28 protein-coding genes and 3 pseudogenes are annotated in these 25,753 nt (G+C 62.8%); 13 read left to right on the top strand and 18 right to left on the bottom strand.

The features are described from left to right. The first annotated feature begins 624 nt into the window (after positions 1–624). A pseudogene (locus AX676_RS18550) lies at positions 625–1,275 on the top strand (TonB-dependent receptor domain-containing protein). A 191-nt stretch (positions 1,276–1,466) separates the two neighbouring features. On the opposite strand, the gene AX676_RS17860 reads toward AX676_RS18550, so the two are convergent. The 5 genes and pseudogenes from AX676_RS17860 to AX676_RS11105 form a co-directional block, all read right to left on the bottom strand. Beyond that, complete coding sequence (locus tag AX676_RS17860; RefSeq protein WP_156437684.1) at positions 1,467–1,832, bottom strand: hypothetical protein; 366 nt, start codon at positions 1,830–1,832, stop codon at positions 1,467–1,469. A 105-nt stretch (positions 1,833–1,937) separates the two neighbouring features. After that, positions 1,938–2,201 (bottom strand): annotated as a pseudogene (locus AX676_RS17375) (tyrosine-type recombinase/integrase); the annotation flags it as partial. Then, the gene (locus AX676_RS11115; protein WP_066478230.1) at positions 2,201–2,644 is read right to left on the bottom strand and encodes a DUF305 domain-containing protein; all 444 of its coding nucleotides are present in this window, start codon (positions 2,642–2,644) and stop codon (positions 2,201–2,203) included. The pseudogene AX676_RS17375 and the gene AX676_RS11115, both read right to left, overlap by 1 nt. A 69-nt stretch (positions 2,645–2,713) precedes the next feature. Beyond that, positions 2,714–3,058: a DUF305 domain-containing protein gene (locus AX676_RS11110; protein WP_066478228.1), complete on the bottom strand. Its 345-nt coding sequence runs from the start codon at positions 3,056–3,058 to the stop codon at positions 2,714–2,716. 127 nt (positions 3,059–3,185) lie between these two features. Next, a complete protein-coding gene (locus AX676_RS11105; RefSeq protein WP_066478226.1) occupies positions 3,186–3,572 on the bottom strand; it encodes a copper resistance protein CopC in 387 nt (128 codons plus the stop codon). A gap of 206 nt (positions 3,573–3,778) precedes the next feature. Between AX676_RS11105 and AX676_RS11100 the strand changes: the two genes are divergently transcribed. The 11 genes and pseudogenes from AX676_RS11100 (at position 3,779) to AX676_RS11050 (ending at position 15,867) form a co-directional block, all read left to right on the top strand. Beyond that, positions 3,779–4,969 carry a TolC family protein gene (locus tag AX676_RS11100; protein WP_197417043.1) on the top strand — a complete coding sequence of 397 codons (1,191 nt, stop codon included), beginning with the start codon at positions 3,779–3,781 and terminating at the stop codon, positions 4,967–4,969. Beyond that, complete coding sequence (locus AX676_RS11095; RefSeq protein ID WP_066478215.1) at positions 4,966–6,600, top strand: efflux RND transporter periplasmic adaptor subunit; 1,635 nt, start codon at positions 4,966–4,968, stop codon at positions 6,598–6,600. Before AX676_RS11100 ends, AX676_RS11095 begins: the two co-directional genes overlap by 4 nt. A 3-nt stretch (positions 6,601–6,603) precedes the next feature. Further along, positions 6,604–9,723 carry an efflux RND transporter permease subunit gene (locus AX676_RS11090; RefSeq protein WP_066478211.1) on the top strand — a complete coding sequence of 1,040 codons (3,120 nt, stop codon included), beginning with the start codon at positions 6,604–6,606 and terminating at the stop codon, positions 9,721–9,723. 1 nt (position 9,724) lies between these two features. Next, positions 9,725–10,621: a hypothetical protein gene (locus AX676_RS11085; RefSeq protein WP_066478208.1), complete on the top strand. Its 897-nt coding sequence runs from the start codon at positions 9,725–9,727 to the stop codon at positions 10,619–10,621. Between the two features lie 28 nt (positions 10,622–10,649). Further along, complete coding sequence (locus tag AX676_RS11080; protein ID WP_082730907.1) at positions 10,650–10,925, top strand: hypothetical protein; 276 nt, start codon at positions 10,650–10,652, stop codon at positions 10,923–10,925. Continuing rightward, positions 10,922–11,368, top strand: coding sequence for a periplasmic heavy metal sensor (locus AX676_RS11075; protein WP_156437683.1), 447 nt, complete (start codon positions 10,922–10,924; stop codon positions 11,366–11,368). The genes AX676_RS11080 and AX676_RS11075 overlap by 4 nt, the downstream gene beginning before the upstream one ends. Continuing rightward, positions 11,365–11,946: an RNA polymerase sigma factor gene (locus AX676_RS11070; RefSeq protein ID WP_066478202.1), complete on the top strand. Its 582-nt coding sequence runs from the start codon at positions 11,365–11,367 to the stop codon at positions 11,944–11,946. Before AX676_RS11075 ends, AX676_RS11070 begins: the two co-directional genes overlap by 4 nt. A 97-nt stretch (positions 11,947–12,043) precedes the next feature. Continuing rightward, complete coding sequence (locus tag AX676_RS11060) at positions 12,044–14,386, top strand: heavy metal translocating P-type ATPase (protein ID WP_082730905.1); 2,343 nt, start codon at positions 12,044–12,046, stop codon at positions 14,384–14,386. 217 nt (positions 14,387–14,603) lie between these two features. Further along, positions 14,604–14,996: pseudogene (locus AX676_RS11055) on the top strand (efflux RND transporter permease subunit); the annotation flags it as partial. Next, entirely contained in the window at positions 14,984–15,568 is a 585-nt protein-coding gene (locus AX676_RS18545) for a copper-binding protein (RefSeq protein WP_369117429.1), read from the top strand. The pseudogene AX676_RS11055 and the gene AX676_RS18545, both read left to right, overlap by 13 nt. Positions 15,569–15,663: 95 nt before the next feature. Further along, complete coding sequence (locus tag AX676_RS11050; protein WP_156437682.1) at positions 15,664–15,867, top strand: hypothetical protein; 204 nt, start codon at positions 15,664–15,666, stop codon at positions 15,865–15,867. Positions 15,868–15,894: 27 nt separating this feature from the next. On the opposite strand, the gene AX676_RS11045 is transcribed toward AX676_RS11050, so the two are convergent. From AX676_RS11045 to AX676_RS11020, 7 genes are all read right to left on the bottom strand, one after another. After that, positions 15,895–16,980 (bottom strand): relaxase/mobilization nuclease domain-containing protein, encoded by a 1,086-nt coding sequence (locus AX676_RS11045; protein ID WP_066478500.1) that lies wholly within the window; start codon positions 16,978–16,980, stop codon positions 15,895–15,897. A gap of 32 nt (positions 16,981–17,012) precedes the next feature. After that, positions 17,013–17,543, bottom strand: a complete 531-nt coding sequence (locus tag AX676_RS11040; RefSeq protein WP_066478192.1) for a CopG family ribbon-helix-helix protein — start codon at positions 17,541–17,543, stop codon at positions 17,013–17,015. A gap of 248 nt (positions 17,544–17,791) precedes the next feature. Next, positions 17,792–18,685, bottom strand: coding sequence for a ParB/RepB/Spo0J family partition protein (locus AX676_RS11035; protein ID WP_066478191.1), 894 nt, complete (start codon positions 18,683–18,685; stop codon positions 17,792–17,794). Further along, positions 18,685–19,449 (bottom strand): ParA family protein, encoded by a 765-nt coding sequence (locus tag AX676_RS11030; RefSeq protein WP_066478188.1) that lies wholly within the window; start codon positions 19,447–19,449, stop codon positions 18,685–18,687. Before AX676_RS11030 ends, AX676_RS11035 begins: the two co-directional genes overlap by 1 nt. A 28-nt stretch (positions 19,450–19,477) precedes the next feature. Beyond that, a complete protein-coding gene (locus tag AX676_RS18105) occupies positions 19,478–19,651 on the bottom strand; it encodes a hypothetical protein (RefSeq protein ID WP_197417042.1) in 174 nt (57 codons plus the stop codon). Further along, positions 19,644–19,817, bottom strand: a complete 174-nt coding sequence (locus AX676_RS11025; protein WP_231726001.1) for a hypothetical protein — start codon at positions 19,815–19,817, stop codon at positions 19,644–19,646. The genes AX676_RS18105 and AX676_RS11025 overlap by 8 nt, the downstream gene beginning before the upstream one ends. A gap of 316 nt (positions 19,818–20,133) precedes the next feature. Continuing rightward, complete coding sequence (locus AX676_RS11020) at positions 20,134–20,526, bottom strand: DUF3768 domain-containing protein (protein WP_066478177.1); 393 nt, start codon at positions 20,524–20,526, stop codon at positions 20,134–20,136. A 373-nt stretch (positions 20,527–20,899) separates the two neighbouring features. Between AX676_RS11020 and AX676_RS18315 the strand changes: the two genes are divergently transcribed. Next, positions 20,900–21,220 carry a hypothetical protein gene (locus AX676_RS18315; protein WP_231726000.1) on the top strand — a complete coding sequence of 107 codons (321 nt, stop codon included), beginning with the start codon at positions 20,900–20,902 and terminating at the stop codon, positions 21,218–21,220. On the opposite strand, the gene AX676_RS11010 is transcribed toward AX676_RS18315, so the two are convergent. The 6 genes from AX676_RS11010 to AX676_RS10990 form a co-directional block, all read right to left on the bottom strand. After that, positions 21,217–21,567, bottom strand: coding sequence for a hypothetical protein (locus tag AX676_RS11010; RefSeq protein ID WP_231725999.1), 351 nt, complete (start codon positions 21,565–21,567; stop codon positions 21,217–21,219). The two genes, AX676_RS18315 and AX676_RS11010, sit on opposite strands and share 4 nt — an antisense overlap. A 217-nt stretch (positions 21,568–21,784) precedes the next feature. Next, positions 21,785–21,949 (bottom strand): hypothetical protein, encoded by a 165-nt coding sequence (locus tag AX676_RS18100; RefSeq protein WP_197417041.1) that lies wholly within the window; start codon positions 21,947–21,949, stop codon positions 21,785–21,787. A 371-nt stretch (positions 21,950–22,320) separates the two neighbouring features. Beyond that, positions 22,321–22,746, bottom strand: coding sequence for a type II toxin-antitoxin system VapC family toxin (locus tag AX676_RS11005; RefSeq protein ID WP_066478175.1), 426 nt, complete (start codon positions 22,744–22,746; stop codon positions 22,321–22,323). Further along, positions 22,743–23,177 (bottom strand): FitA-like ribbon-helix-helix domain-containing protein, encoded by a 435-nt coding sequence (locus tag AX676_RS18310; protein ID WP_231726585.1) that lies wholly within the window; start codon positions 23,175–23,177, stop codon positions 22,743–22,745. Before AX676_RS18310 ends, AX676_RS11005 begins: the two co-directional genes overlap by 4 nt. A 41-nt stretch (positions 23,178–23,218) precedes the next feature. Beyond that, complete coding sequence (locus AX676_RS10995; RefSeq protein WP_066478171.1) at positions 23,219–23,632, bottom strand: single-stranded DNA-binding protein; 414 nt, start codon at positions 23,630–23,632, stop codon at positions 23,219–23,221. Between the two features lie 879 nt (positions 23,633–24,511). Then, positions 24,512–25,645 (bottom strand): MFS transporter, encoded by a 1,134-nt coding sequence (locus tag AX676_RS10990; RefSeq protein ID WP_197417040.1) that lies wholly within the window; start codon positions 25,643–25,645, stop codon positions 24,512–24,514. Positions 25,646–25,753 lie beyond the last annotated feature (108 nt).

Here is a 25,753-nt window from a genome sequence, read left to right as displayed (position 1 = left end):
ATTCGTGGATGGCCGGAATCCGATGACTGAACCGCCCCGGGTCTGTCGGAGGCTAAAATCGGACAACCGACCTGCCGAGAGGGGAATTGAACCTTTCTGTCCGCGCCCGATTCATCGCAGGTCTTGTCTATCTAATGGTGCGGGCGGTCGGGCTCTCTAACCATTCGAACGACTGTCAGATCGCCACCCCAATCCCTCTGTTTGGCGGGATTGTGCCGGCTGCCGAGAACATTCTTACTCCGAAGGAATAAGCGCTCCGCTGATGCAGGCTCCAGCCCCCGTGCGGTCGGCTTCTAGGAGCCTGCAAAATTTGATGGTGCGGGCGGTGGGAATCGAACCCACACTCCTCTCGGAACTGGATTTTGAATCGCTTTTGATTCTATAGTTTATTTATCTAAATTGCTCATATATATAAGTTATTTATTGGATTTACGTGCTTGTGTGCTAATCGCTGTGCTAATCCGGCAAAAAGTTTCGGTCGCATTATCTGATGAAGATTGTTGCATGATCGGACAAAGTGATTGCGCTCCAAGTGCCCTGCCACATCTCGTTCACTCGGTTGGGATTGGTGTGGAACTGGTCGGCAGCCTTGATCACGACATTGGCCGGGCTAGTGATCAGATCATGGGCCTTCAGCGACTCACCACTTCGCCGATCCGCCCATTCGCGCGCGCAGACAGTAAATTTTCGCCGCGGATCGGCATTGTGCTCAAGCCGACGGACGAAGTCAGTCTGTACGGGTCATACGCCCGATCGTTCCAACCCCGCTCGGGCGATCAGTCTGTCGAGGGTTAAACTGCCGACGAGCGCAATCTCGAACCCGAATCTTATCAGAACTACGAAGTCGGCGCGAAATGGCAGCCCACCCCCGCGCTGATTGCAACGGTGGCGGCGTTTCGCCTCGACCGCACCAATGCGACCAGGCCCGCTCCAAACAATCCGCTGCTGCTCAACATCGCCGCGACCAGGACCGAGGGGGTCGAGGCCGAGGTAACGGGGCGACTGTTGCCGACCCTGAACGTGAGCGCCAGTTACACCTGGCTCGATGCCCGCCTGCGCGATGTCGTTCGTCTAGCGCAAACGCCGCGCGCGCGCCTCCATCTGGGCACGCTGGCAGGCAACCCCACGCCTCGGACTTGCCGCAGGCGTGGTTCACCAATCGACCCAGTTGTCTGCTATCCTTACCGAGCCCACTACCACATTGCTGCCGGCCTTCACCCGGCTCGATGCGGCGCTGTCCTGCCGCGTCTCGGAGCGTACCCAAATCCAAGTTAATGTCGAGAATTTGACGAATGCCTCTATTTCTCCGATGCGTACGACAACAACAACATCTCAACTGGAGCACCGGTCAACGTCCGGCTGACCATACGGACGGAATCTTGAACCGGCCCGATCACCCGGCCCTTATCTCGCGACTGCTGTGGCCCGGACCGTCCAGCACGGCCCGGGCCTGAGAGGCGCTCGATTCAGTACCCGTAATATCCGTTATTGCCGCGATTATAATAGCCGCGGTTATAATAGCGGCGCTGCCATGCCCGCCGGTCCTGGCGCTGATGCTGACGTGCAAGCTGATAATCGGACTGCGCGTGTTCGTACTGCAATTCCTGATGGAGCTGTCGATGCTCGCGGCGGCTCAGCCCCTGATCGTGGGCATCAGCATGCACCTCGTCGAGTTCATCGTGATTGTCGTCATGCTCATCCTCAAGGCGTTCATGCCGTTGGTCGTGCTGGCTATAGCCATAACCATAGGCGCTTTGCGCCGATGCTGCTGACGGCAGCATCGCAGCAAACACAACAATGCCAAACGCAGAAATTATCGCTCCATTCTTCATCTCACTGTCCTCTCGCCATACTCTGGCGAGGACATTGCAGATCCGCTGTGCATCCGTGCTGAACAAACGTTTTATGCTGCGTTCATCCAACAGGCGGTGCGTGAGCTAAATCATCACCCGCTCTACCCCATCGAGCGTCACGTCATCCGGCGGGCGTCATAGAGCTCGGTGGTGCGGGTGGAGGTATGGTTCGCCATCGTCGCGGCGCGCTCCAGCGTCCCGCCATTTTTCAGACAGGCGGTCATCCCGGTCGGGCGCGCGGAACGAGTGGTTGCCGACCGCCGTCTTGATCTCGGCCGCGACCGCGCGCCGCCGCCCCATCTGGAACGCATTGGCCTGGGGCACAGGGGTATCGCTTCGATGCCCGGTTAACGCCGTGCCAGCATCGCCTTCATCTGCGCGATCTCCTCGCGCTGCGACTTGATGATGTTAGTGCAAAGCGCAGCGACCTGCGGATCGCTGAGCTTTGCCTGTTCGCACATCAGGATCGCACCCGAATGATGCGGGATCATCGAGCGGAGGAAAGCGCTGTCGGCGATCGTCGTCTGCGTGCGGATCAGGGCGAAGCATCCGAAAAAGGTCACGAGCGAGCCACCAATCAGGACGGTGTTCACCGTTTTGGATTTGAACATGCCGGGCATGAAGACGATCATCAACACGACCATCGGCGCGACCATCATCAACGTCATGTAGACCATGTTCAGATTGTTGTAGAAGCTCGACAACCGGTCGATCATGACGAACATCACCATATACATGATCACGCCGCCGATCGCGGTCTGGATAGCGAGGCTCCGGTAGGCACCGTTCATGTTCACGGGTAATCTCCCGACAGGGACGCCCGTCGCGCATGGGCACGACAGGCGCTCCTAGGTTCCTAGTTATTGCGCCGGCTTGCCGTGGCTGCGCAGCCAGCCTTGCAGCTCGCCGATGTCCTTCTTCTGCATGTCGATGGTCATCTGCGCCATACGCTTTGTCTCGGCATTCTGTGCCTGCGCGAGCGCGACGCGCGACATGGCGATCGCACCGCGATGATGCTCGATCATCTTGCGCGTCCATTTCTCCGACGCGTCGCCAGCCTTGGCGCTCATCATCTTCATGTGCATGTCCATCTCTGCCTTGCGGTAAGGGTTCGACGGATCGTTCATCATCATGCCGTGATCCATGCCCGGCTTCGTCGGCTTGTGTTCGTGCGCGAGTGCGGGAACAGCGAGCGTGAGCGCCATCGCGGCGAATGTCCTCTTCAATATCATCGGTTCGGTCCTTAGCTGCGTTGGCCCCCGCCTGTCGGAAACCCAGCGAGCGCGGCTCGGTTGCAACACGCGCCATCAGGCAATCTCGAAAACCAGCCCGTTATCGGACCTTGAAGTTAAATGTACCGTCCTTGCGTTCGCCGTCGCTGGTCTTGGCGTGCCAGGCAACGAGATAAGAACCAGTCGTCAAAGGTCGCTTGAGCGGCGCGATGAGCGTTTGCCCGTCGGGGCCAAGGGCCGTGGCAACACTTACAGGCATCGGGGCTGCGAGCTTGGAGCCCGGCCGGACGGTGATGAACAACTGAAGCGACGACCCCTTCGCGACCAGCTTCTCGTCGAACCGTAGCTGGAGCTTGGTCGGCCCTGCGACGGTCGCATTGGCGGCAGGACTTGACGCCGTCAGTTTGGCGTGGGCATTCGCGGACGCTGCTGAAAGCGATCCCCCCGCAATTGCGATGGCGATGAGCGATGCATTGAAATACCGCATTTCGGAGATCCTTTGAAGAGCTGCTCTACAACGCAATACGCAGCGCAACAGCCTATCCCTCACTTCTTGCGCAACGCCATTCACATTTTTACAAAAAATATTGAGGGCTGGGTCGTCGGGCTGCGTAATGGCTTTGAGAACCTGGAAGATCACCCTCAATGCACCACACTGGCCTCCGGGCGGCTGCGATATTGGTTATGGCAGTAATGTCAGCACCCACGATGGCCGATGCTCAGGAAGCGGCGGCCCCGATTGCAGTGAGGACTTTGCGCGATGCGGTCGAGGTGGCCGTTGCGCAATCTTCCGAGGCTGCCGGCCTGCCCGCGCTTCGCGCGCAGGCCGAAGCACTGCGCCGAAGCGGCCGCGGGCCGTTCGTCGGCCCGCCCGTCCTCTCCGCAGATCTTTTGACCCGGTCTCAAGGCATCATCGAGGAGGAGACGTCGGTCTCGGCCGGCATTCGCTGGCCCGGAGAAGGCAAGGCCATCCGCAGCTATGCCGGTCGCGCAGGCGATGCCGCACAATCGGGCATCGAGGCGGCCCGCCTGCGGATCGCGGGCGACGTGCGCGACGCTTGGTGGTCGCTGGCGGCGGCGCGCGCATCGGTCGCGGTCGATCGCGATCAGGTCGGCATCGCCGCGACCACCGCCAGCCAGGTGGCACGGCTGGTGGGTGCCGGCGAGCAGGCGCGGCGCGATATGTTGCTCGCCCAAGCCGAGGCGTCGGCAGCGGAATCGCGGCTGTCGCAAGCGCAAGCCGAACTGGCGCGGGCCGAAGCTGCCTATGCCGCGCTTGCTGGGCCACCGCCCGACGAGTTACCGCCGGAAAGCCAAGCCAACGTCACCGATCCGGAAAATAGCCCGGCCCTGCGCGCCGCCCTTGATCGCGCAGCACTCGCCGATGCGCGCGCGACCAGCCTGACTTATGGCGCGCGTCTGCGCCTGGAAGGGACGGTCGGGATCAGGCGCGAACGTGGCGGGGTCGGCGATCCGAACGTGCCGACAGAGCCATTTCGTAACGCACTGCTCCTGGGCATTCGGGTGCCGCTCGGGCGCAATCAGTCGGCGGTGGCCGATGCGGCGTCGGCGCGGTCCACTGCGCTCGGCGCTAGTGCTGAGGCAAACCGCTTGCGGCTTCGTCTTGTTGCCGAGCAACGCGCCGCACGGGCTCGACTGGATGCCACAACTCGCTCGCTCGACCAGGCACGGTCGCGCCGGGATGCGCTCGCCGAGGCGCTGTCACTCACCGAACGTGGCCGTCGCGAGGGCGAAATCGGTTTCATCGAGGCGCTTCGCGCGCGACAGGCGTTGTCCGAGGCCGAACGCGACCTTGCGGCCGCGAAGGTCGCCCGGTTCGCGGCAATATCTTCCTTCAATCAAGCGATGGGCGTTCTGCCATGATCAAACGCATCTGGATGGCGCTGGCCGCGCTGGCGATGGTCGCGAGCTCCTCTTTGGCGATGGCTCACGGGGATGAAGATCACGGTGCTGCCGCTACGCCGGTCGGCGTGTCGATCGCGCCGCGCATGGAAGCGGCAACCGATGCGCTCGAACTGGTCGCGGCCGCCAAGGCGGACGATCTGACGATCTGGATCGACGGCTTTGCCGACAACGTACCGGTGACAGGCGCGACTGTCAGCGTCACCGTCGATGGTAAGACCGGGCAGGCGAAGGCGGCGAACGGCATCTATACCTATTCTGACGATGGCCTTCAAAAGCCGGGCGCGCATGAACTGTCATTTCTGGTGAGCCATGACGGGGCGTTCGAATCACTTTCCGGCACTTTGACGGTTCCTACATCCGCCGCGGACACGACGGCGGGACCACCAATCTGGCGATGGTTATTGATCGCGGCATTGGTGGTGATTGTGCTGGCCGGTGCTTGGTATTGGCGCTCGCGCCGACTGATCGCCACTGGGTTGGCCGTGCTTGTTGGCGTGCAGTTGCTGTTCGGCGTGCCCGTTGGGCCTGCCCCAGTTGCCGCGCATGGTGACGAAGATCATGGTGCGGCACCTGCTGTCCCTGCCGGATCGGGCGAAGCTGCTGTGAAAACGTCAGACGGCAAGCTGTTCTGCCCGAAATCGGTGCAGCGGATCATCGGCATCCGAACCGTGCTCGCGGCGGCGGGCGAAGCGCAGCCGACGACGAGCCTGACCGGCAAGATCGTAGCCGATCCGCAGCGCGGCGGGCTCATTCAGAGCGCAACTGGCGGGCGAATCGGTGCGCCAGCATCGGGACTACCGATTATCGGGCAGGCGGTGCGTGCCGGGCAGGTGCTGGGCTTTGTCGCGCCGCCCTTGCAGGCAATCGATCGCGCTGACCTGGCACGCGAGCTCAGCGATCTCGACCAGCAGATCGCCCTCGCCGCCAACAGTGCAGCGCGTTTACGCCGTCTAGAAGGCGTCGTGCCGCGTCGGCAAATCGAAGAGGCCGGAATTACCCTGCAGGGCCTCCAGCGCCGTCGCGCGGCGCTCGGTCAAGCGCGCAGCGCGCGCGAAGTGCTGGTGTCGCCGATCGATGGTGTGATCGCGTCATCCTCGGTACGCGTCGGGCAGGTGGTGAGTGCTGAAACCACGCTGTTCGAAATCGTTGATCGCTCGCGGCTTTATGTCGAGGCCAATTTGTTCGACCGCCGCGCGCTGGGACCCGGCGCGAAAGCCATTGGCAAGACCGCCGACGGCACGACCTTCGATCTCGTGTTCCAAGGGGCGGGGCTCATCGATCGCGGACGTGCCGCGCCCGCGTTGTTTCGGGTAATCGGTGTTCCCGCCAATCTCCGGATCGGTGAGCCGATTACGATCGACGCGCCACTCGGTGGCACCGTCGCGGGGGTGATCGTGCCGCGAACTGCCTTGCTGTCGAGCGCCAACGGACTCCCTTCCGTTTTCGTCAAAACCCACGCCGAGCTGTTCGAGCAACGCAGCGTGAAATCTGCACCCGTCGATGCGGGTCGCGTTGCGCTCCTCTCGAACGTGAAGCCCGGCGAGCGCGTCGTGACGGCGGGAGCCGAACTGCTCGGTCAGGTGCGCTAGGCGATGTTCGACCGGCTCGTCGCCTTTTCACTCCGTAACCGTGTCCTTACACTGTTTCTCGCGTTCGCGCTGATGGCGTTTGGCGGGCTGTCGGTGAGCCGGCTGCCCGTCGATGTGCTGCCCAATCTCAATCGGCCGGTCGTTACGATCCTAACAGAGTCCCCCGGTCTCGCCCCGCCCGAAGTCGAAACGCTGGTGACACGCCCAATCGAGACGTCGATGAGCGGTGTCCCCGGGGTCGAGCGGGTCCGTTCGGTCTCGGGCATCGGTCTGTCTATCGTCTATGTCGAGTTTGGCTGGAAGGAAGATGTCTACCGCGCGCGCCAGCAGGTCGCCGAACGACTGACGCTGGTGCGCGAACAGATACCGCCCGCTGTCGTCCCACAAATGGGGCCGGTCACCTCGATCATGGGCGAGATCATGCTGGTCGCGATCCCCTATGGGCGGGCAAGTCCGATGCAGGCCCGCGAGATCGCCGATTTCCAGATACGGCCGCGCCTGCTCGCGATCCCCGGCGTCGCGCAGGTCATTCCGATCGGTGGCGAGGTTCGGCAGTACCGCGTTTCGCCCGATCTCGCGGCGATGAATGCCGTCGGCGTCAAATTGAAGGACATGGAGGACGCGCTTCGTGCCTTTGGGACCAACACCGGCGGCGGCTTCGTCGATCAATATGAACGCGAGTTTCTTATCCGCAACGTTGCTCGGACGACGCGGATCGAGGATCTGCAGCAGCTCGTTGTCGCCAGCAACGCCAATGGTCCAGTCCGTTTGTCGCAGATTGCCAAGGTCGACTTCGCCGCCGCGTTCCGGCGCGGCGATGCGGGTTATGACGGCCAACCCGCCGTAGTCATCGCGATCCAGAAACAGCCAGACGCCGCGACTGTGGCCGTGACCGACGAGGTCGAGAAGGCGCTCAAGGAAATTACCGCCACGCTGCCCAACGGGCTGCGCGCCGATCGCGTACAGTTCCGTCAGGCGAATTTCATCCAGACTTCGATCGGGACCCTGGAACGCGCGCTCATCGAGGCAGGGATCGTCGTCTCGATCGTGCTGTTCGTGTTCCTGCTCAACTGGCGCACGACCGCGATTTCGCTTGTGGCGCTGCCGGTATCGATCCTTATAACCGCCGTCGTCTTCGAAGCGTTCGGGCTATCGATCAACACGATGACGCTCGGCGGGCTGGCGATCGCGATTGGCGAACTGGTCGATGATGCGGTGGTCGGCGTCGAGAATGTTTATCGTCGCCTGCGCGAAAATGCACTCGACGCGGAACCCAAGCCCGCGCTGGCCGTCATTGCGCACGCGACCGGCGAAGTCCGGTCCGGGATCATCTATGCCACCGCGATCATCATTCTCGTCTTTCTGCCGTTGTTCTTCCTCGGCGGGGTCGAGGGCCGCCTCTTCCAGCCGCTCGGCGTCGCTTATGTCATTTCGATCCTCGCCAGTCTTGTCACCTCGATCACCCTGACGCCGGTGCTCTGCTATTATCTGCTGCCCAAATTGGCGGCGACGCGCGGCGAAGCGGCGGAATCGGGGCTCGTCCGAAGGCTCAAAAACGGTAACAGTCGGCTGCTCGGCTGGGGTTTCCGCCACGCAAAGGGCATTCTTATCGCCGGTGGAATCGCCACCGCGATCGCGGTCCTTGGTGCGGCGAACTTGCCCAAGGCATTCCTGCCGACCTTCAACGAAGGCAGTTTCGTCGTCAGCCTCGCGTTCCAGCCGGGGATTTCGCTCGAACAATCGAGCAAGCTTGGAAGCACCGCCGAAAAACTGCTGCTGCAAATCCCCGACGTCGCCAGCGTCAGCCGCCGCACCGGCCGCGCCGAGCTCGATGAGCACGCCGAAGGCGTCCATTCGAGCGAGATCGACGTCGCTTTGAAGCCCGACACGGCCAATCGCGAAATCGTGGCGCGCGCCATCCGCGAACGCCTCGCAATCCTGCCCGGCTCTGTCACGGTCGGCGCGCCGATTGGGCACCGCATCGACCACCTGCTTTCCGGGGTGACCGCACAGATCGTCGTCAAGATCTTCGCCGAGGATCTCGATGCGCTACGCACGACCGCCGAAACGCTTCAAGGCCGGATCGCCAAGGCACCTGGGATCGTCGATCTGCGAGTCGAACGGCAGGTGCGCGTGCCGCAGCTCGATCTCAACATCGATTACGACCGCGCCGCATCCTATGGCGTCGCGCCTGCCGCGATTGCCGAGGCGGTCGAGACACTATCGAACGGCAAGATCGTCAGCACCATCGTCGATGGTCTCAAGCGCTATGACGTGGTGCTGCGGCTGCCCGATCAGGAACGCTCCACGACTGGCCTCGCTGATCTGTTGATCGAAACACCGCAGGGGCCGGTGCCGCTGCGCAACCTAGCCGACGTCAAGGAAACCGAAGGACCTAACCAAATTCTGCGCGAAGACGGCCGTCGCCGGATCGTACTATCCGCCAATGGGGCGCCGGGCGCCAATCTCGGCGACATCATCGCGGTCATCAACGGCGAGGTTGCGAAGCTCAAACTGCCCGATGGCGGGTTCGTCCGCGTCGAAGGTCAATTCCAGGCCCAGCAGGAAGCGACGCTGACGATCGGCGGCCTGTCACTGATCTCGTTCGCGATGATCTTCGCATTGCTCTTCACGCGCTACCGTTCGGTACGGCTGGCGCTGATCATCATGGCGGGCGTGCCGATGGCGCTGGTCGGGTCGGTGCTGGCGCTGTGGTTGTTCGGGTTACCACTGTCGGTTGCCAGCCTGATCGGGTTCGTGACGCTGACCGGAATCGCCGCGCGCAACGGAATCCTCAAGGTCAGCCATTACATCAACCTCGTGCTCCATGAAGGCGAGACTTGGGGCGATGCGATGATCGTGCGCGGCACGCTCGAACGCCTGACGCCCGTGCTGATGACTGCGCTGGGCGCAGGTCTGGCACTTACGCCGTTGCTGATCGGTGCCGACGAACCCGGCAAGGAAATCCTTCACCCGGTCGCGGTCACGATCTTCGGCGGCTTGCTCTCGGCGACGCTGCTCGATGCGCTCGTCACGCCGATCCTGTTCCGGCTCTATGGCCGCAAACCCCTCGACCGTCTCGTTGCCGATGCCCGCGCAACCGGTTCGACCGAAGCCTTTTGAAATGACCAATCCCAAAGGAGCCCGCATGAAAACATCTCTTCTCACCGCCGCCGCGCTCTCGCTGGCGCTCGTCGGGTGCGGCCCGGCGACCAAGGTCGACACCGCTAAAACCGCCACCAGCGTCGCTGATAAGCATGCAGGCATGGCGATGGGTGGCCACGACGATGAAACTCACGCGCCAACGATGAAGCTTGCGCTGTCGCCCAATGGCCCGTTGGCGCCAGGGCGTGCGCAAGGCGTAACGCTCACCTTGACCAATATCGCCAGCGGCAAGCCGCTCGGACCGAGCGACCTTGCGCTCGCGCATACCAAGCGGCTCCATCTGCTGATCGTCGATGGCAGCTTGACCGACTACCAGCATATCCATCCTGTCGTCGATCCGGCAAAACCCGGCCAGTGGCGCTTCGATTTCACGCCTCTATTAGGGCGCACGTACAAGGTCTGGGCGGACGCGACGCTCCCTGACGGCACGCAAGAATATATCGGCGCCGAGCTTGTGGCCGGTGCCGAGAAGGCGCCTCTACCGAGCGCGGCGACGGTCATGACGGCTGAAAAGGACGGTCTCAAATTCTCGCTGTCCTTCTCAACGCCGCTGAAGGTCGGGCAGGCCGCGCAGGGCAGCATTGCGATCGTCGATACCAAGACGGGCAAGCCCTTCGCCGCACTGCAACCGATCATGGGCGCATTTGGCCATATCGTCGCGTTTGCGGGGAACTGGGACTCGATCGAGCATGTCCACCCGCTCGGAGAAGAACCGAAGTCGGAAGGCGAGCGGAGTGGCCCGGCGATCAACTTCCACATCCAGCCCGAGCAATCGGGCACTCTTAAATTGTTTGCGCAAGTCCGAGCCAATGGACGGGAGACGATCGTCCCGTTTACGGCAAATGTTGCACCCTGACGGTCACAGTCGAACGAGGAGAATGAAGATGGACGACCTCGACATGGCACTGGCCAGGCTGGCACACGCGCCTATCCCGGCATCGCTCGATGGCCTGGAAGACCGTGTGCTGGCGCGTATTGGCGCGATCGGCAGCACGCGTGCCCCGTCACTGATGATGGCAGGCGGCGGCGCGGCAATATTCGCCCTCATCCTCGGCGTAACGATGGGGGCAGACCTACCTCGTCGCGAGGTAGCACGCCAGGACGTGGCAGGGCTGTTCGGCGAGCCGCCCTATGCCCTGTCCACGCTGTTCGGCGCATGATCTCCTTGCGGCTTCGCCAGTGGCTGGCCATCGCCGGGATTGCCCTGCTCGCCGGCATCGCTGGTGTTGTGATCGGGCGCGCACTTCTGCCAACAGCCGCTCCTGCCATCATCGATTTCCACCAATTCGTCCATGAGGGTCTTGATCTCGACGCCGATCAACGCTCGGCACTCGAACAGCTTGAACTCCGCTTTGCCGCCCGCCGACGCGCGCGCGAGCTGGAATTGCGACGTGACAATGCCCGGCTGGCCGAAGCAATCGCCGAGGAGCATGATGCCGGGCCGAAGGTCGCCGCCGCGGTGAATCAGGCGCATGTCGCGATGGGCGAACTGCAAAAAGATACACTTGCGCACGTCTTTGCCATGCGCAAAATCCTGCGACCGGCACAGGCAGTGCGCTTCGATGCGGCGGTCGTTCGGGCGCTGACCGAAGAGCGTCGGTGACGATTGATCTCGCTACCGCTTCTGATGGAGAGCTGGCGAGTCTCGCGCTGGCAGGACGTCAAGCTGCCTATGGCGAGATCATGCGGCGTCACCGTGAACCGCTGCTTCGCCTGATCCGCGCGCATACCGGCGCCAATGACGAGTCCGTCGATGTCCTTCAGGACTGTTTCGTCGCGGCTTTTGCGAGCCTCGGCCAGCTCGATCTGACACGGCCGATGCGCCCCTGGCTCGCCCGGGTCGCGATCAACAAGGCACGCGATTGGCGGCGACGGCGCACGGTGCGTCAGTTCTTCTCGATGGCACTGCCATTGACACCCGACATAGCGGCTTCAATCGCGGACGACGCACCCGGTGCAGATACTCTCGTAGCAGATCGAGCCGCCCTCAATTTCACGATTGCTGCCCTCGCCTCCTTGCCCGCCAACCTCAAAGAGCCGTTGATTTTGAGCGCCCTCGATGGTTGGCCGCAGGCGGCGATTGGGGATTTCCTGGGGATCAGCGAAAAGGCGGTCGAGACAAGGATCAGCCGAGCGCGGCAACGGCTCCGAGAACTGATGGCAACTTCGAACAAATTATGAGGACGAATGCGTCTTAGCACAGTCAAGCGCGTTTTACCTGAAACCCACCACAGCACCAGACAACAAGCGACTCAAGAGAGGCGACCTCATGGCCGATATGATCCGACATTCCGAAGCACCTCGTGACGACGGGGTAAAAGCCCCTCATCATTCTGTCAGCGTGATCGACCCGGTATGCGGCATGACCGTCGATCCCGAGAAGACCTTGCACCATGCTGACCATGACGGTCGCGCCTATCATTTTTGCTCGACCGGGTGCCGGACGAAATTCGTTGCCGATCCGGCGCACTATCTGTCCGATGCACCGCGTCCAGAACCAGAAGCTACGCCGGGCGCGATCTGGACTTGTCCGATGCACCATCAAATCCGTCAGGAAGGGCCGGGAACTTGCCCCATCTGCGGTATGGCGCTCGAACCCGAAGAGCCTTCGCTCGACGATGCGCCCAATCCCGAACTGATCGATTTCACCCGACGGTTCTGGGTGTCCGCGGCGCTCGCGGTGCCGCTGCTTGTCCTGACGATGGGCACCGACCTGCTCGGCCTCTACCTGGTCAACGCTGCCATCTCGCCCTGGATTCAACTCGCGCTCGCGGCGCCGATAGTCCTTTGGGCTGGTGCGCCCTTCTTCGCGCGCGGCTGGACGTCGCTCAAGACGCGGCACCTCAATATGTTCACGTTGATCTCTATCGGCGTGGGGGCGGCATTTCTCTACAGTCTGGTCGCGACGCTCGCGCCCGGCCTGTTCCCCGAAGCATTCAAAATGCACGGCATGGTGCCGGTCTATTATGAGGCGGCGGGCGTCGTCGTCGCGTTGGTGCTGCTCGGCCAGGTGCTCGAATTGCGCGCGCGTGCAGCAACCGGCAAGGCGATACGTGCGCTGCTTAATCTTGCGCCCAAGACAGCGCGGCGTATCGCGGCGGACGGCACCGAAACCGAAATCCCGCTCACCGATGTCGTTACCGGAAACCATTTGCGCATTCGCCCGGGCGAAGCGGTGCCGGTCGATGGCATCGTCCTCGACGGCTCCTCATCGGTCGATGAGTCGATGTTGACTGGTGAGCCTTTGCCCATCGCCAAGGAGGCAGCGAGCGCGCTAACGGGCGGCACCGTCAACGGGACCGGCAGCTTGATCATGGAAGCGCAAGCGGTCGGCAGCGACACGATGCTCGCGCGGATCGTCAAGATGGTCGCCGAGGCACAGCGAAGCCGCGCGCCGATCCAGGCGGTGGCCGATCAAATCTCGGGCTGGTTCGTGCCGCTCGTTATTGCCGTCGCGATCATCACCTTCATGGTTTGGAGCCTGGTTGGCCCCGAGCCGCGCATCGGTCACGCGCTGCTCAACGCGATTGCGGTGCTGATCATTGCCTGCCCCTGCGCGCTCGGCCTGGCGACACCGATGTCGATCATGGTCGGCACCGGGCGCGGCGCGCAGGCGGGCGTGCTGGTCAAAAGCGCCGAGGCGCTGCAAGGCTTCGAGCGTGTCGATACGCTTCTCATCGACAAGACCGGCACGCTGACCGAAGGCAAACCCAAACTGGTCGGCATCGAAACGCTCGGTGCCGTTGCCGAAGACGAATTGCTGGCGTTGACTGCTGCGGTCGAGGCTCGATCCGAGCATCCTCTGGCGCACGCCATCGTCACCGCCGCCACCGAACGCAAACTGTCGCTTGGTGAACCACTCGACTTCGAGGTTCAGGTCGGGATGGGTATCAGCGCCAAGGTAAATGGTCGCACCGTCGTTATTGGCAACACCGCACAGATGAAACGGGTCGATACCGATCCACAGCCGCTCTTCGACGCGTCGGAAGCCAAGCGCCGCGAAGGCGCTGGCATTATGTTCGTCGCCATCGACGGCGCGCTGGCAGGCTTCATTGCGGTCGCCGACCCGATCCGGGCAAACGCACGCGAGTCGATCGTGGCGCTCCGCGAACAGGGTTTGCGGGTCATCATGCTAACGGGCGACAACCCAACGACCGCGCAGATCGTGGCTGATGCGGTCGGCGGCCTCGATGGTGTTCATGCCGAACTCAAACCCGAAGACAAGGCGCGCATCGTCGGCGAGTTGAAGGCCAAGGGCGCAAAGGTCGCGATGGCTGGCGACGGCATTAACGATGCCCCTGCGCTGGCTGCCGCCGATGTCGGACTCGCAATGGGAACGGGAACCGACGTCGCCATCGAAAGCGCCGGGATCACGCTCACCAAGGGGGATCTGGCTGCGGTCGTACGCGCGCGCAAGCTAGCTAAGGCAACGATGGGTAATATTCGCCAAAACCTGTTCTTCTCGTTCTTGTTCAACGGTATCGGCGTGCCCATCGCCGCCGGCGTGCTTTATCCAGTGACCGGGTTGCTGATGTCGCCAATGTTTGCAGGCGCGGCGATGGCGCTTTCGTCGTTTACGGTGGTGGCGAATGCACTGCGACTGAATCGGGTGCGCTTGTAGACGCCCCGCGGACGGTAGATTTCGACATCCAGCCGTCGCTCATTTGATTGGGTTCGAGGGACGCATATGCGTTGCTAGCCTCGGCTATATCTCAGAACCGTCAATCGCTCGTTGAAATCATAATAAAGAAAGTGCGGGAAGCGACGGGGTGCAAAACGAGGAATTTCATAAAACCCCATTTCTCATATTTCAACATATCCGTAAGTTAGCGCAATAGTTCAAATCCCGCCAACGCGCCGGTGAACGGTTGACGGTGGTGCCCGCGACACTGCTGATCATCTTCGTACTGCTCTATGTCAGGTTCGGCCGGTTCGACGAGGCGTTGCTGGTCATGGCGACCTTGCCCTTCGCGCTGACCGGCGGGTTCTGGTTGCACTGGCTGCTGGAATATAACCAATCGGTGGCGACCGCCGTCGGGTTCATTGCGCTGGCAGGCGTCGCGGCGGAGTTTGGTGGTGATGCTCATCTATCGCAAGCACGCGCCTGCCGTTCGCGGCAACGATCTGTCGCCCGCCGGTGTTGAGATGGCCGTCCGTCTGGGCGCATTGTTGCCGTTCGCCCCAAGGCGATGACGGTCGCAATGATCCTTGCGGGGCTATTCCCCGTGCTGACCACGCGCACGGTCCCGTTGCCGAACTTCACTGGACCGCGATGACCATGGGTTTCGATGCAATCGGAAATCAGCTCAACGGTTTAAAGGTTGGCGACAAAGTCAGTTTCAGCTTTCGCTGGGCTGGAAAGGCCGGCGAGGTCGAGTCAATCAACAAGATATGGCGCCGCCAGCCACCGCACTCGTTGTGCCTTTCGCCTGATTCTTGCGGACAACGAAGCCAAAATCCGGAAGCGATTCGCTCGGGGAGGGGAGGCAGCGTCCCAAAGCACGGACAGTGCTTTGACGATATCGCCTTCGCGATTGCGTTACTGGCCAAATCTGGCCTAACTGGCCCTGCCTGCGGAGACGTGGGCGGAGGCGTCGAAACCTTCGAAACGAGAGCCGGTCCCAGCTGTGGAGACCGGGTGGCGGACGCGTATGTCCAAGGCCACCCGGCCCAAAGGCGGCCGCGCCTGTCTCGTTTCAGGTTTCGAACACCCGGTTCCAACGCCGGCACGCCTCACAATCCTGGGCGTGCCGCCGGCTGTCTGCAGCAGATCGACGGATGCTGTACTGAGCGAACGGATTGACGGATGAGCGGGTGCATCAACATGGTGGGGTCTCCCACCGCCGGATATCTAGCCGATCGTGTCTGGTACTGATGGATCGGTCTGAAAGCGATCCTGTGATCGGGGCCATCGGTGGCACGCTCGGCATTGTCGGCGCGTTTCTCGAGCGCGCGAACATTGCGACGATCGACGAGCTTGCCGGCGCCCTTAGTATCTATGGCGCTGCGACCAACGAGACCGATCCCGAACAGGCCGCCGTCATCGCGCAGTGGGTATTGGGTCTGCACGAACTGGCGAGCGCTCGTCACGACAAGAACTGATCGGCCGTTGGAACGCAGCCGACCTCGCTAACGATCGCGATCGCGCGGCTTGGACTTCTGACGGTCGGGGGTCGCAGCGCCCTCCTCACCCTCGCGCGCGCGCTCGACTCCGCCCCCAGATGCCCGTTCCGCCATCATGATCTCGCGTGCACGCTCCAGCCGTCGCGACACAGCGGGCGGCATGGCGGCTACGAAACTGGCGACGTCGTTGGCGAGTTCAAGATCGTCTTCCTTGCCCGTCGCCGCGAGCGCAGCGGCCGCCTGCGCGTAGGCGCCGCGAATGAACCTCTGGCGGCCGAGCGCCGCCACGTCTTCCGGCCGGCGTTCCGGATCGACCGAGCGCGCGAATTCGGCAGCGCGTTCTTCGTTCAGGCGAGTGATATCCAGCCCCCTCCCCTGCCCCGCCGTCCGCGCCTCGAGATGCCGGGCCGACGAGCGCACCCGCTTCTGGACGTGACCGCGCGCGCGGCGCGGGGTCGCCTCTGCCGCGACCCCGCGCTGGCGCAGTTCGTGCGCGAAGCTCTCGCGCCAATAATGGAGATCGGCCTTGCGCGGATTGAACCGCGACCCGTCCTCCCCTTGGGTGGCGACGGTCAGGTGAACGTGCGGATGGTCGGTGTCCGTGTGAAGCGCCACCATATAGGCGAACTGACCCTCGAACTCGACCCGCGCGAACGCTTGCACGGCGTCATGGACGGTCGCCGCGTCGGTCGTGCCGCCCGGCATCGATAGCACCATCGACATCGAGGTCGGACGATCCCGGCCGGTCGGGTTCATCGCCTGGTCGAGCATGTCCCAGTCCGCGGCGATCGTCTTCAACCGCTTCTCATCGGTGATGATCTCACCCTCGCTGCTGCGCACCTCGAGCTTTCCGTGCCGCGAGATATAACCAAAATGCTCGCCCAGATGCGCCGCCCCGCGCTGCTTGCCTGAGATCTTGACCATGACCTCTGGCGCCTTGCGTACGATCCGCTCCAGCTTCGCGCGCGCTTCGGCCTGCGACAAAGCCGGCGCGGTCTCGCCCCCTCCCCTACCCCGCCCGCCTGATCGAACCCGCAGCGTTGCCCCCTTCAGCGTGCGCTTACCGCCAGTCGGCGGTCGCCAGGCTTCCATCAGACTGGGCAGCGGCAGGATGTCGTCGTCACTCACAACGGTGTATCCCAATAGGCGACATCGCCGGCGAGGGCGCGACCCAGCGCACGCAACTGAGCGTCGATCTCCTGTTGGAATGATGCGACACGCTTGGCCTCGCGTGCCAGGTCGAGACGGGAATCCACCATCGTCGCGGCGTTGAGCGCATGCACCGCCTGGTTGAGGTTGATGCCGATCCGGTTGAGCTCGCGCCAGGATTGCGCGATCAGCGCGCGGTCGGCGCGCGGCGGCGGCGACCTGCCATAGAGCCGACGCCGTAGAAGCGCGACGATCCATTCGGTGCGCTTGAGACCGCGTTCGCTCGCCGCAGCATCCAGCCGCTCGATATCGCTGGCGGTAAGCCTAACCTCGACGCGGGCCGTTGTGCGTTCGCGCGGTTCGGCAATGACGACACTCTCATCCCCCGCCCTTAGCGCCCGATCGACGAGTTGACGCAGCACAGCGGACCGACCGCCATGGGAGGCCGCCATCGCATCGAAGCGCGCCGCGAGATCGTCCGGCAGGCGAAGGCCGAAAAAAGCCATGCCCAATCATATTGTTAAACAATCCCGGCGCCAAGCCTATCCGGCCCTCACCTAAAACCACTCGTCTTAAAGTCTGCTCAAGCAGACTTGGGCCCTGTCTCAAAAAACGCCTCGTCCGTTCCGCAAGCAAGCCGGAATTCGCGTTGAAATGAAAATGGCGGCATCCCTGGAAGAAGGGATGCCGCCATTACATGATCTGAAAAGATCTAAATATGGACGCGGAGTGAGGGGTCAGTGTGGGCGAGCGCTTACCCGAACGAAAGGTCGGTCGATGCAACCTCGCCCTCCTCGCCATCATCGAACACCACGCGCACCCGATCGGGCAGGACAAGCCGACCGGGGCGGCCTGCGAACATGACCTTGAACGGGCTCGCCTGAACAGACGAAGCAGCCCGCCCTCCCCTGCCCTTGGCGACCGTTGGTGTCACATTCACAGGCGCGGAGGCCGGCTCGATCTTGGCAACAGGCGGCGCGCTTTCGGCAGGAGCCTTTAACGACGCAACGAATTTCGATCCCTCAGCAAGGGTGACGCCTTTGTCGCCGAACTCGCCGACGAACGCACGAACCTCAAGCGGATGCGTGCGAGCTGCACGATGGAGGTCGTAAAGAACGCGGATCGGGGCCTTGTCGATCGCGTCCCTCAGATAGGGCTCCATCTCGCCATAAGCCGCGTAGAGCGAGACAAACTGCTTTGACCGGCCGAGCGCCGTGGCGATCTCGGCCTGACTTTTTCCCTCGCCCAGCATTCGCTCGACGCCACGCGCCAGCTCTTTGGCGGACAGGCCGGCACGCTGATCGTTCTCGACGATCTGGTCGGCGAGCGTGTCACCCCCCTCCCCCGCCTCGATGATCGCTGGGATGGTTTTCTTACCCGCCGCAAGCGAGGCTCGATAGCGCCGCTCGCCCATGCGGATAACATGCTTGCCGTCGCCATTCTTGGGGCCAACGATGATCGGCTGCAGAACGCCGCGCGCTTCGATCGACGCCGCCAATTCGGCCAGCTCAGCCTCATCGAAATGCGTGCGTGGATTGCCGGGATCGGGCATCAGCCAGTCGAGCGGCAAGTCCTCGACGCGGCGCGCACTGTCGTGCGCACCCATCAGCATCCCGAACTCCTCGGCCCGCTGGTCAAACTTACCCATCAAGCGGTCTCCTTGGCACGCGCTTCGACCCGCCGTTCCACTTCGGCGAGGATCGAGCGGATCTCGTCTGCGGCGGCCTTCGCGCCGCTTCCCTTTTCATGCCAGACCGCATGATGGTTCTCGGCCGAATGCTTGTAGGTCGGGCGCGCCTTGACGAACGCCGGAAACATCATCGCCGGCCCGACCGCCTGGGTGAGCTTCACCGCATTGTCCATGTCACGCTTGTCGAACGCGTTGACCATCGACGGCAGAAGCCCAAGAAAATTGACCTTGCGCCCGCCACGCGCGGCCTCGGCCTTTTTGAGCGCGGTCAGCAGCATCTTGGCGCATTCGAGCGAATCCTCGGCCACCTGGACCGGCGCGATCACCTCATCGGCGACCGCCATCGCGCTCAAGGTGAGCTCGTCCCACTTGGGGCCAGTGTCGATGACGCAATAATCGAAATGCGCGGACAAGCCCCGAAAGCGCACGATGAAATCGTGCACGTCCTGCGCCGCCTTGACCATCTGGAGGCGCGGATCAGCGCCGAACACCGTGATGCCGGGCGCGTCCTCGAGAACGAGCTTTTCGTCGGGATCGAACAGGTCGGCCGAGAACAGGCCGGTCCGTTCCTTGGCGAGCCGCCGCGTCGAGGAGCCCTGCGGATCCAGATCGAGGAACGCGACGCGCCGGCCCGCCTGCTCGGCGAGATACCAAGCGAGATGGGTCGCGAAGAAGGTCTTGCCGACGCCCCCTTTGAGGAGGCTGATCACGATGGTCTTCACGTCTGTCTTTCGTATCGTGCAACCGCGCTCAATAGTCGTCGGCGCCATTGCGGAGGTTGCGTTCATAATGGTCCCGCGCCGACCAGTCGCCGCGCGCGCCGACTCTGGGTCCGACATAGCGGAAGAGATAGACGGTGAGCGCGAAGCACGCGAACGCAAACACGAGCGCATGATCGGGATGGCGCGAAAAATACTCAGCCATGATCTGTCTCCTTCTGGTTCGCGGGTCGTGGCTGGCGGCCGCGTCGGTCACGAAGCTCCTCGTCGGGAACATCGAGACCATAGGTTTGCTTGAGCGCGTTCATCACCAGTGCGCGCACGGTCAGATTATCTTGATCGAGTGCGAGACGCGTGATGGCCGTGTGCATCGTCGGGGTTACCCGAAGCTGCAAAAAGGCCGAACGCCTAACGTCACTCCCCTGCCCTTCCCCCGCCACGGGCGACCTCTCCTCTCACATGACGGCTCGAAAACTATCGCCGCATCGTATTGAATTCAATACAGAGGCGATGAGTGGATGGGGATCTGCGACGACACGCGCGGGCTCAAGTCTGCTTGAGCAGACTTTTGCGTTCGGACAGTGGGCGAGCGTCAGGGTTCGACCGGCGCCGCGCAGACAGGCTGCTGGGTCCTATCTGACCCCCACACAAGCAGGTGGCCCCGACCAGGGTCGGGGCCAGTACATTTCAGTATTCGCTGGTGAGGAGGATCGTTAGCACCCGGGCGGTGACATCCGGGTCCGCGGGATCGGGAGAGCCAAAGTCCAGCGCGCGATCATAATAGTCGATCTTCCAATAGAGCGCGGCACCGCGAAACTCGAAGCGGCCAAAGTCGTGCTCGCCGTGCGGATCGACGTCGGGGCCGAATGCGTCATAGTCGCGGATGCTCCGCAGCAATTCGGCCTGGGCACGAAAGTTGCGAAAGAGGCTGACGTCGCCAATCAGCTCCTGGACACCGATGGTCATAACGACCCGATTGTGGCCGGGCTGGGTGAGATGCTGCCGAAGCGCGTCGTTCAAATGCGCGATGGTGGAAGTGCGATCTGCAGCTGGGGCAGGGGCAGCTTGGTTGTCGGACATAAGCGAATATCCTGTGCTGTTCCAAACCCCGCCGATCGGGGTCTTTCAACAAGGACCGGCGCGCCGGGGCACAGTGGGCGCGCGCACCCGCAGGGTCGGAACGCAGAGGAGAAACCCGGTCACGGGTTTGCGCGAGCCTACGCCTCGGCAAGAACCGGGCATGGTGATGACCCCATCCATTCGGCGACCCTGAACGTCAGGCTGTCGCGGGGCCGTTCGGGATTGCTGGACCGGTGCTGCGCAGAAAGACTATCCTCCGCTTGTGATGACCGCAGCGCTCCACACCCTCTGGCCGATCTGGGTGAGAACCGTCGGCGCCATGCAGCGACGCAACGTCCTTGTCCGCAGCCAATGCCGGCGGTGCGGAGCCCTGATGCGGGTCGATCCGGTGGACCTCGTCGCGCGGCAGGGGGCTGGATGGTCGCTGATCGATGCCCAGGAAAGGTGCCGAATGGTCGCTTGTGACGGCGCGGTCTTCTATCTCGCATCCCGCACGTACGGCGCGCCGTGGCGCGTGCTGCTGGGTGACGAAGCGTTGAAGGAGACGCTCGCCGAAGGTCCGGCGCCGGTCACCGCGGAGGCGCTCGTACCTTTTCAGCAAGGGATCGTTACCCGCAGGGCCGAGACCCGGCACGGGGCTCGGGGCGCCAGCCTAGAGCCCGGTCCGGCGCAGCCGGTGCCCGAACGCCCTTAAGGCAATTGTCCGAACAGCTTGCCCAGGATCAGGTCGAGCGCCTGGATCCTCTCGAATTTCCCCCTTGCGATCACCCGGTGCATCGGCCGTTCGTTTTTCTTGCCCAGCGACGTCCCCTTGCTGTGTTTGGCGATCATGTTCGCGCTGATATCGGGCAGCGGTTCACCCGGCTCACCCCCGAACCAGAGATAATGGTCGAATACGAGGTCTGGCGTCACGACGATCCACAGGACACACCCGCTCGGCTTGTCCATTAGCCTGACGTTGATCCTTACGGCATCGGTCTGGCCGTCCACCGTCTTGGTCTTAAACTGGATATGCCGCGTGACGTTTCGATAGCCCATCACTTGGGGCTAGCCGCCGGCATCGCACTCGGATCGCAGCACCTCGACGCAGGGCACGCCCAACTGCCAGAGCCGCGGCAGCGCTTCCCCAACGAAAACATGTTCGACAGTGCGTTCCCGAAGGGGTCGAGTTGATAAAATGTGCGCTGGCTTGGTCGGTTACATCATCCAAGGGCAATCTCACACGAGAAGGGGCGGGGGCGAAGCCCCCGCCTTGAGGTCAGGCGAAGGGATCATATTCGTTGACGATCGAAACGTCGCCGTCGCAATCGTCCGCGGTGATGACGCCAAACTGGGTTCCGATGGCGATGACCATCGTTGCGACCATGAGGTTCTTCGAGAGGCTGAGTGCGCTGCGGCGGGCGGTCCAGATGTCGGTAAACATATCGAGGCTCCTTGGCTAAGCCGGCGGGTTCATCCCGCTCGACTGGCGCCCGAAGTTTCGATCTCGTGGCCGCGATCATCTTTTGGCGGCACGGCAAAAGGCCGTAGCGCGAGCGTACGGACCCTTTACGGGTTGATCGTATAAGGCCGCGGGAGCGACCAAGGATTGCGCCTCAAAGAGCGGGTGAAGCTGCCGGGTTGGTCGGAACGATGCTCCCCCGTGTTGACGGAGCCCGGCCCGGATCAGCGCTTACCGCGCACTGAGGCTTGTCTGCCTCTCAGGGGCATCATTGACGAACCCTGCGATGAAGCTTGGTCGGCGCCAGAAGAAGCTGGAACACGCAGCGCGCCGCGCTTGGCGATTGTCCGAAATCAGAGCGCTGTGTTCCAGGGATTGATGATGCCCAGCCCGGCGGCCTCGAACGGGCTCGTGTCACGGGTGGCAACCATCAGGCCATGTGCGGCCGCGGTGGCGGCGATATAGCCATCGGCCGTTGCAATCGCTCTTCCTGCCTCCTTCGCCAGGACCATCACTTTGGCAAATGCGCGTGAGGCACTGAGGTCGAACGGCAGGATGCGATTATCGAACAGGGGCAATACGTCCTGCTCCAACCGCAGATCGAGCGTGTCGCGTCGCTTGCCGGCCGGCATGGCGGCAATGCCGAAACGAAGCTCGGCCACGGTTACGGCCGAAAGGTAGAGCGTGTCGATCGCTTGAGCATCGATCCATGCCAGGACACGCGGGTCCGGCAAGGGTTTCCAAGGCTCCGATATCACGTTGGTGTCGAGCAGGATCACTCGAAGCGCATCGGCGCGGCGAGCGTCTTGTCCCGTAGCTGCGCGAAATGCTCTGCTTCTGCATCGCTCATAGTAGCCTCGCGACCGATGGCGGCCAGCAAAGATCCCAGCCTGACACGATCTGTCGGCCGCGCGGCCAGCTCGAGGATTTCGCGCATTTCGGCCTCAGCGCTGCGACCGTGATTGGCCGCTCTCACCTTCAAGGCGCGGTATGTCTCATCGGACAGGTTGCGGATTGTGACGGCAGCCATGGTTGATAGCACTCCCGCGGTGATTGAAATTGTTGATAGCAAGATGGCAGAATTGCCATCACTTCGCAATGCGCGCGAGCGCTTCGCTACTGCCGATCCGAACGTGACATTGCGGCATGCTAGCGAGGCCACTCCCTGGCACCCTGTCGAGTTCGCATTGAGAAATCCGGCCGCGAACATGCGAAAAGGCCCGGTAGCTATCGCCACCGGGCCATCCCGCCTCAGAAGGGGATGTCGTCGTCTTCGGTCGTGTCGTTGCCGTTGCCCGACTGTTCGGATGCCTGGCGCGCGCGGGTGAGGAAGGTGACCTCGTCGGCGATGATCTCGGTGCCGTAGCGCTTGACGTCGTCCTGGTCGGTCCAGCTGGTGTAGTGGATGCGGCCGCGGACCATCACCTTCATGCCCTTGGCGACATACTCCTCGACGGTCTTGCCGACGCCGTTGAAGCAGGTGATCCGGTGCCACTCGGTGTCCTCGACGCGGTAGCCGTCGCGATCCTTGATGACCTTGCCGTCGCTGTCGCGCTTGGGCCGTGAGGTGGCGAGGGAGAAGTGGGTGATCTTGGTGCCGCCCTGCGTGGTGCGGACTTCCGGGGTTGCGCCGACGTTGCCGGCGAGGATGACGATGTTCTGCATGTCGAGGTTTCCTTATCTATCGGCCGAGGGATGATCCCTTCGACTGATCCCCGAAAAGGGCGGCCAGGACGGTGCCTCCACCGCAGCGCGCGCGAGCGCGCAAGGGGAACCCCGAGACAAGGGGTGGTGCGGGCAGCTGTGGAACACGGCAACTCGGCCCGTAGGATCGCGGGTTGGAGGCAGCGGACGGCCGACTTAGGGGTCAGGTGAAAGAGAAGGGATTATCTCGTTGTGCCGTCATGACGACGGGAAACTATGCAGTTCGGTAATCTACCCTCGCCTGGCCGGCGCCCCGGAATTCGAGACACGGGCACCAGCTCCCCATGTCCTGCCAACCTCCGGGCGAAGACCGAGCGCTCGTCATCTGGATTGCCTCCGGCTTCGGCGGAGGACACTGTGGAGACCGGCCGCCAACCACGCGGTGGCAGTTTCGAGCCGATTGGCTGACAACGCAGAAAGTGGGTTTCCTCGGGCATTCGACACGGCATGATCTGGGCGAAACCGACTGCGAGCCAGCGGCTGAGAAGAAGACTGCCCTGTTACCATCAGCCGACCGGCCGGTCGATACGGTTGGGGAAACGACCACGTGCGTAATGGCGATCAGCGTTCTTGCGGCGACGGCTAAACGACGGCCGATGGGACGAAGCGGCCTTAGCGGCAGCGAGCGCCGTACGGCAGGTCTGAACGGAAGCGGACGTTCACCGGCTGGAGCCATTTTCGCCTCCTACCCCCTGGTCTGGTGGATTCCGGACTGTCTGCAATTGGGCCGCCATCGACGAAAGCGGACTTTGCCGTGATGACAAGCATTGGGCCAATCGCTGTCGCCCCGCTTCCTGACGCAGCAAATTACATCGCGGACACCGAAAGATGCTGTTCTGATCAGACCACTTTAGCGACTGCCGTCAACCGAGCAGCTATTAGCATTGCGACAGCCGCAAACCCGGCACTGACCAGAAAGGTCACATCAGCGCCGAAGCAATCCCAGACCAGTCCGGCGATGACGCTAGCGAACAGCATCGCGACGCCGGTCACCAGGTTAAACGCGCCGAACGCCGAGCCGCGCAGGTCCGCCGGGGCGTGGTCGGCGACGAGTTTCGCGAGCAACCCTTGGGTCAGCGCCATGTGAACACCCCAAAGCGCAATGCCGAGGAACGCGCCACCGAGGCCCGGCAGCAGTCCGAGCGACAAGTCGGCCGCGATCAGCGCGACTAAGCCCCATCCGAACAGCCGCTGCGCGGGCACGCGGTCCGACCATATTCCCGCCGGATAAGCACCGAGCGCGTAGACGATGTTCATCACGACGAGCACGAGCGGTGCAAGCACCAGCGGCAGCCCCTCGGCGCTTGCTTTCAGAATCAGAAACGCCTCGCTGAACCGGGCGAGCGTAAAGACGACGCCAATCAACGTGACCATCCAGAACGCTCGGGGCAGGCGCTTCAGGTCGTTGAGCTGGACGGGCGGCGCGGCCACCGGTGAGATCGCGGCAGGCGCATCCTTCACGCCGAACACGACGCACGCCACCGCGAGCACCGCCGGGAATGTTGCGATCCAGAACACCATCCGAATGTCATTGGCGAACAGCACCATCAGCCCGATCGCGAGCAGCGGCCCAGCGAACGCTCCGACGGTATCGAGCGACTGGCGCAGCCCGAATGCTCGCCCACGTATTTCGGGTGGGGTGACGTCGGCGACGAGTGCGTCGCGCGGTGCGCCGCGCAAGCCTTTGCCGATGCGGTCGGCAAAACGCGCGCCGAAGACCACGGCGGGCGCCCCTGCCAGCGCAAACAGCGGCTTGGTGACGGCACCCAGGCCATAGCCGATCAGGATCAGTGCCTTGCGCTTGCGTAGCCGGTCCGAGAGATAACCTGAAAACACTTTGGCAATCGAGGCCGTTGCCTCAGCCATTCCGTCGATCAGCCCGACGAGTGCAACGCTTGCGCCCAACGTCACCGTCAGGAACAGTGGCAGCAGCGCATGGATCGTCTCCGACGACAGGTCCATGAACAGGCTCACCAGTCCGAGCGCCCAGACCGTCCTTGGTATAGGAGGGCGCGCGGTTGCCATCAGTGGCGCAGATAGCGTTGTAGACTGACGCGCAGGCCGATGCGGATCTCGTTGCCG

The sequence above is a fragment of the Sphingomonas sp. CCH21-G11 genome, from assembly GCF_001555965.1.
GTDB lineage: Bacteria > Pseudomonadota > Alphaproteobacteria > Sphingomonadales > Sphingomonadaceae > Sphingomonas.
The sequence above is the reverse complement of the archived record's forward strand: the minus strand, read 5'-3'. Positions and strand labels throughout refer to the sequence as shown.

Excerpts from the sequence above, each read along its gene's own strand:
- AX676_RS11025 (WP_231726001.1), bottom strand. The coding sequence starts at position 19,817 with ATGCACACGGCCATCACGCGTCTCGCACTCGATCAAGATAATCTGACC.
- AX676_RS10995 (WP_066478171.1), bottom strand. The coding sequence starts at position 23,632 with ATGCAGAACATCGTCATCCTCGCCGGCAACGTCGGCGCAACCCCGGAA.
- AX676_RS11020 (WP_066478177.1), bottom strand. The coding sequence starts at position 20,526 with ATGTCCGACAACCAAGCTGCCCCTGCCCCAGCTGCAGATCGCACTTCC.
- AX676_RS11075 (WP_156437683.1), top strand. The coding sequence starts at position 10,922 with ATGATCTCCTTGCGGCTTCGCCAGTGGCTGGCCATCGCCGGGATTGCC.
- AX676_RS17860 (WP_156437684.1), bottom strand. The coding sequence starts at position 1,832 with ATGAAGAATGGAGCGATAATTTCTGCGTTTGGCATTGTTGTGTTTGCT.
- AX676_RS18100 (WP_197417041.1), bottom strand. The coding sequence starts at position 21,949 with ATGTTTACCGACATCTGGACCGCCCGCCGCAGCGCACTCAGCCTCTCG.
- AX676_RS11095 (WP_066478215.1), top strand. The coding sequence starts at position 4,966 with ATGATCAAACGCATCTGGATGGCGCTGGCCGCGCTGGCGATGGTCGCG.
- AX676_RS18315 (WP_231726000.1), top strand. The coding sequence starts at position 20,900 with ATGCGGGTCGATCCGGTGGACCTCGTCGCGCGGCAGGGGGCTGGATGG.
- AX676_RS11090 (WP_066478211.1), top strand. The coding sequence starts at position 6,604 with ATGTTCGACCGGCTCGTCGCCTTTTCACTCCGTAACCGTGTCCTTACA.
- AX676_RS18105 (WP_197417042.1), bottom strand. The coding sequence starts at position 19,651 with ATGGCTGAGTATTTTTCGCGCCATCCCGATCATGCGCTCGTGTTTGCG.
- AX676_RS11080 (WP_082730907.1), top strand. The coding sequence starts at position 10,650 with ATGGACGACCTCGACATGGCACTGGCCAGGCTGGCACACGCGCCTATC.
- AX676_RS11115 (WP_066478230.1), bottom strand. The coding sequence starts at position 2,644 with ATGAACGGTGCCTACCGGAGCCTCGCTATCCAGACCGCGATCGGCGGC.
- AX676_RS11105 (WP_066478226.1), bottom strand. The coding sequence starts at position 3,572 with ATGCGGTATTTCAATGCATCGCTCATCGCCATCGCAATTGCGGGGGGA.
- AX676_RS11085 (WP_066478208.1), top strand. The coding sequence starts at position 9,725 with ATGACCAATCCCAAAGGAGCCCGCATGAAAACATCTCTTCTCACCGCC.
- AX676_RS11060 (WP_082730905.1), top strand. The coding sequence starts at position 12,044 with ATGATCCGACATTCCGAAGCACCTCGTGACGACGGGGTAAAAGCCCCT.
- AX676_RS11040 (WP_066478192.1), bottom strand. The coding sequence starts at position 17,543 with ATGGCTTTTTTCGGCCTTCGCCTGCCGGACGATCTCGCGGCGCGCTTC.
- AX676_RS11045 (WP_066478500.1), bottom strand. The coding sequence starts at position 16,980 with ATGGAAGCCTGGCGACCGCCGACTGGCGGTAAGCGCACGCTGAAGGGG.
- AX676_RS11035 (WP_066478191.1), bottom strand. The coding sequence starts at position 18,685 with ATGGGTAAGTTTGACCAGCGGGCCGAGGAGTTCGGGATGCTGATGGGT.
- AX676_RS11100 (WP_197417043.1), top strand. The coding sequence starts at position 3,779 with ATGTCAGCACCCACGATGGCCGATGCTCAGGAAGCGGCGGCCCCGATT.
- AX676_RS18310 (WP_231726585.1), bottom strand. The coding sequence starts at position 23,177 with ATGTTCGCGGCCGGATTTCTCAATGCGAACTCGACAGGGTGCCAGGGA.
- AX676_RS11110 (WP_066478228.1), bottom strand. The coding sequence starts at position 3,058 with ATGGCGCTCACGCTCGCTGTTCCCGCACTCGCGCACGAACACAAGCCG.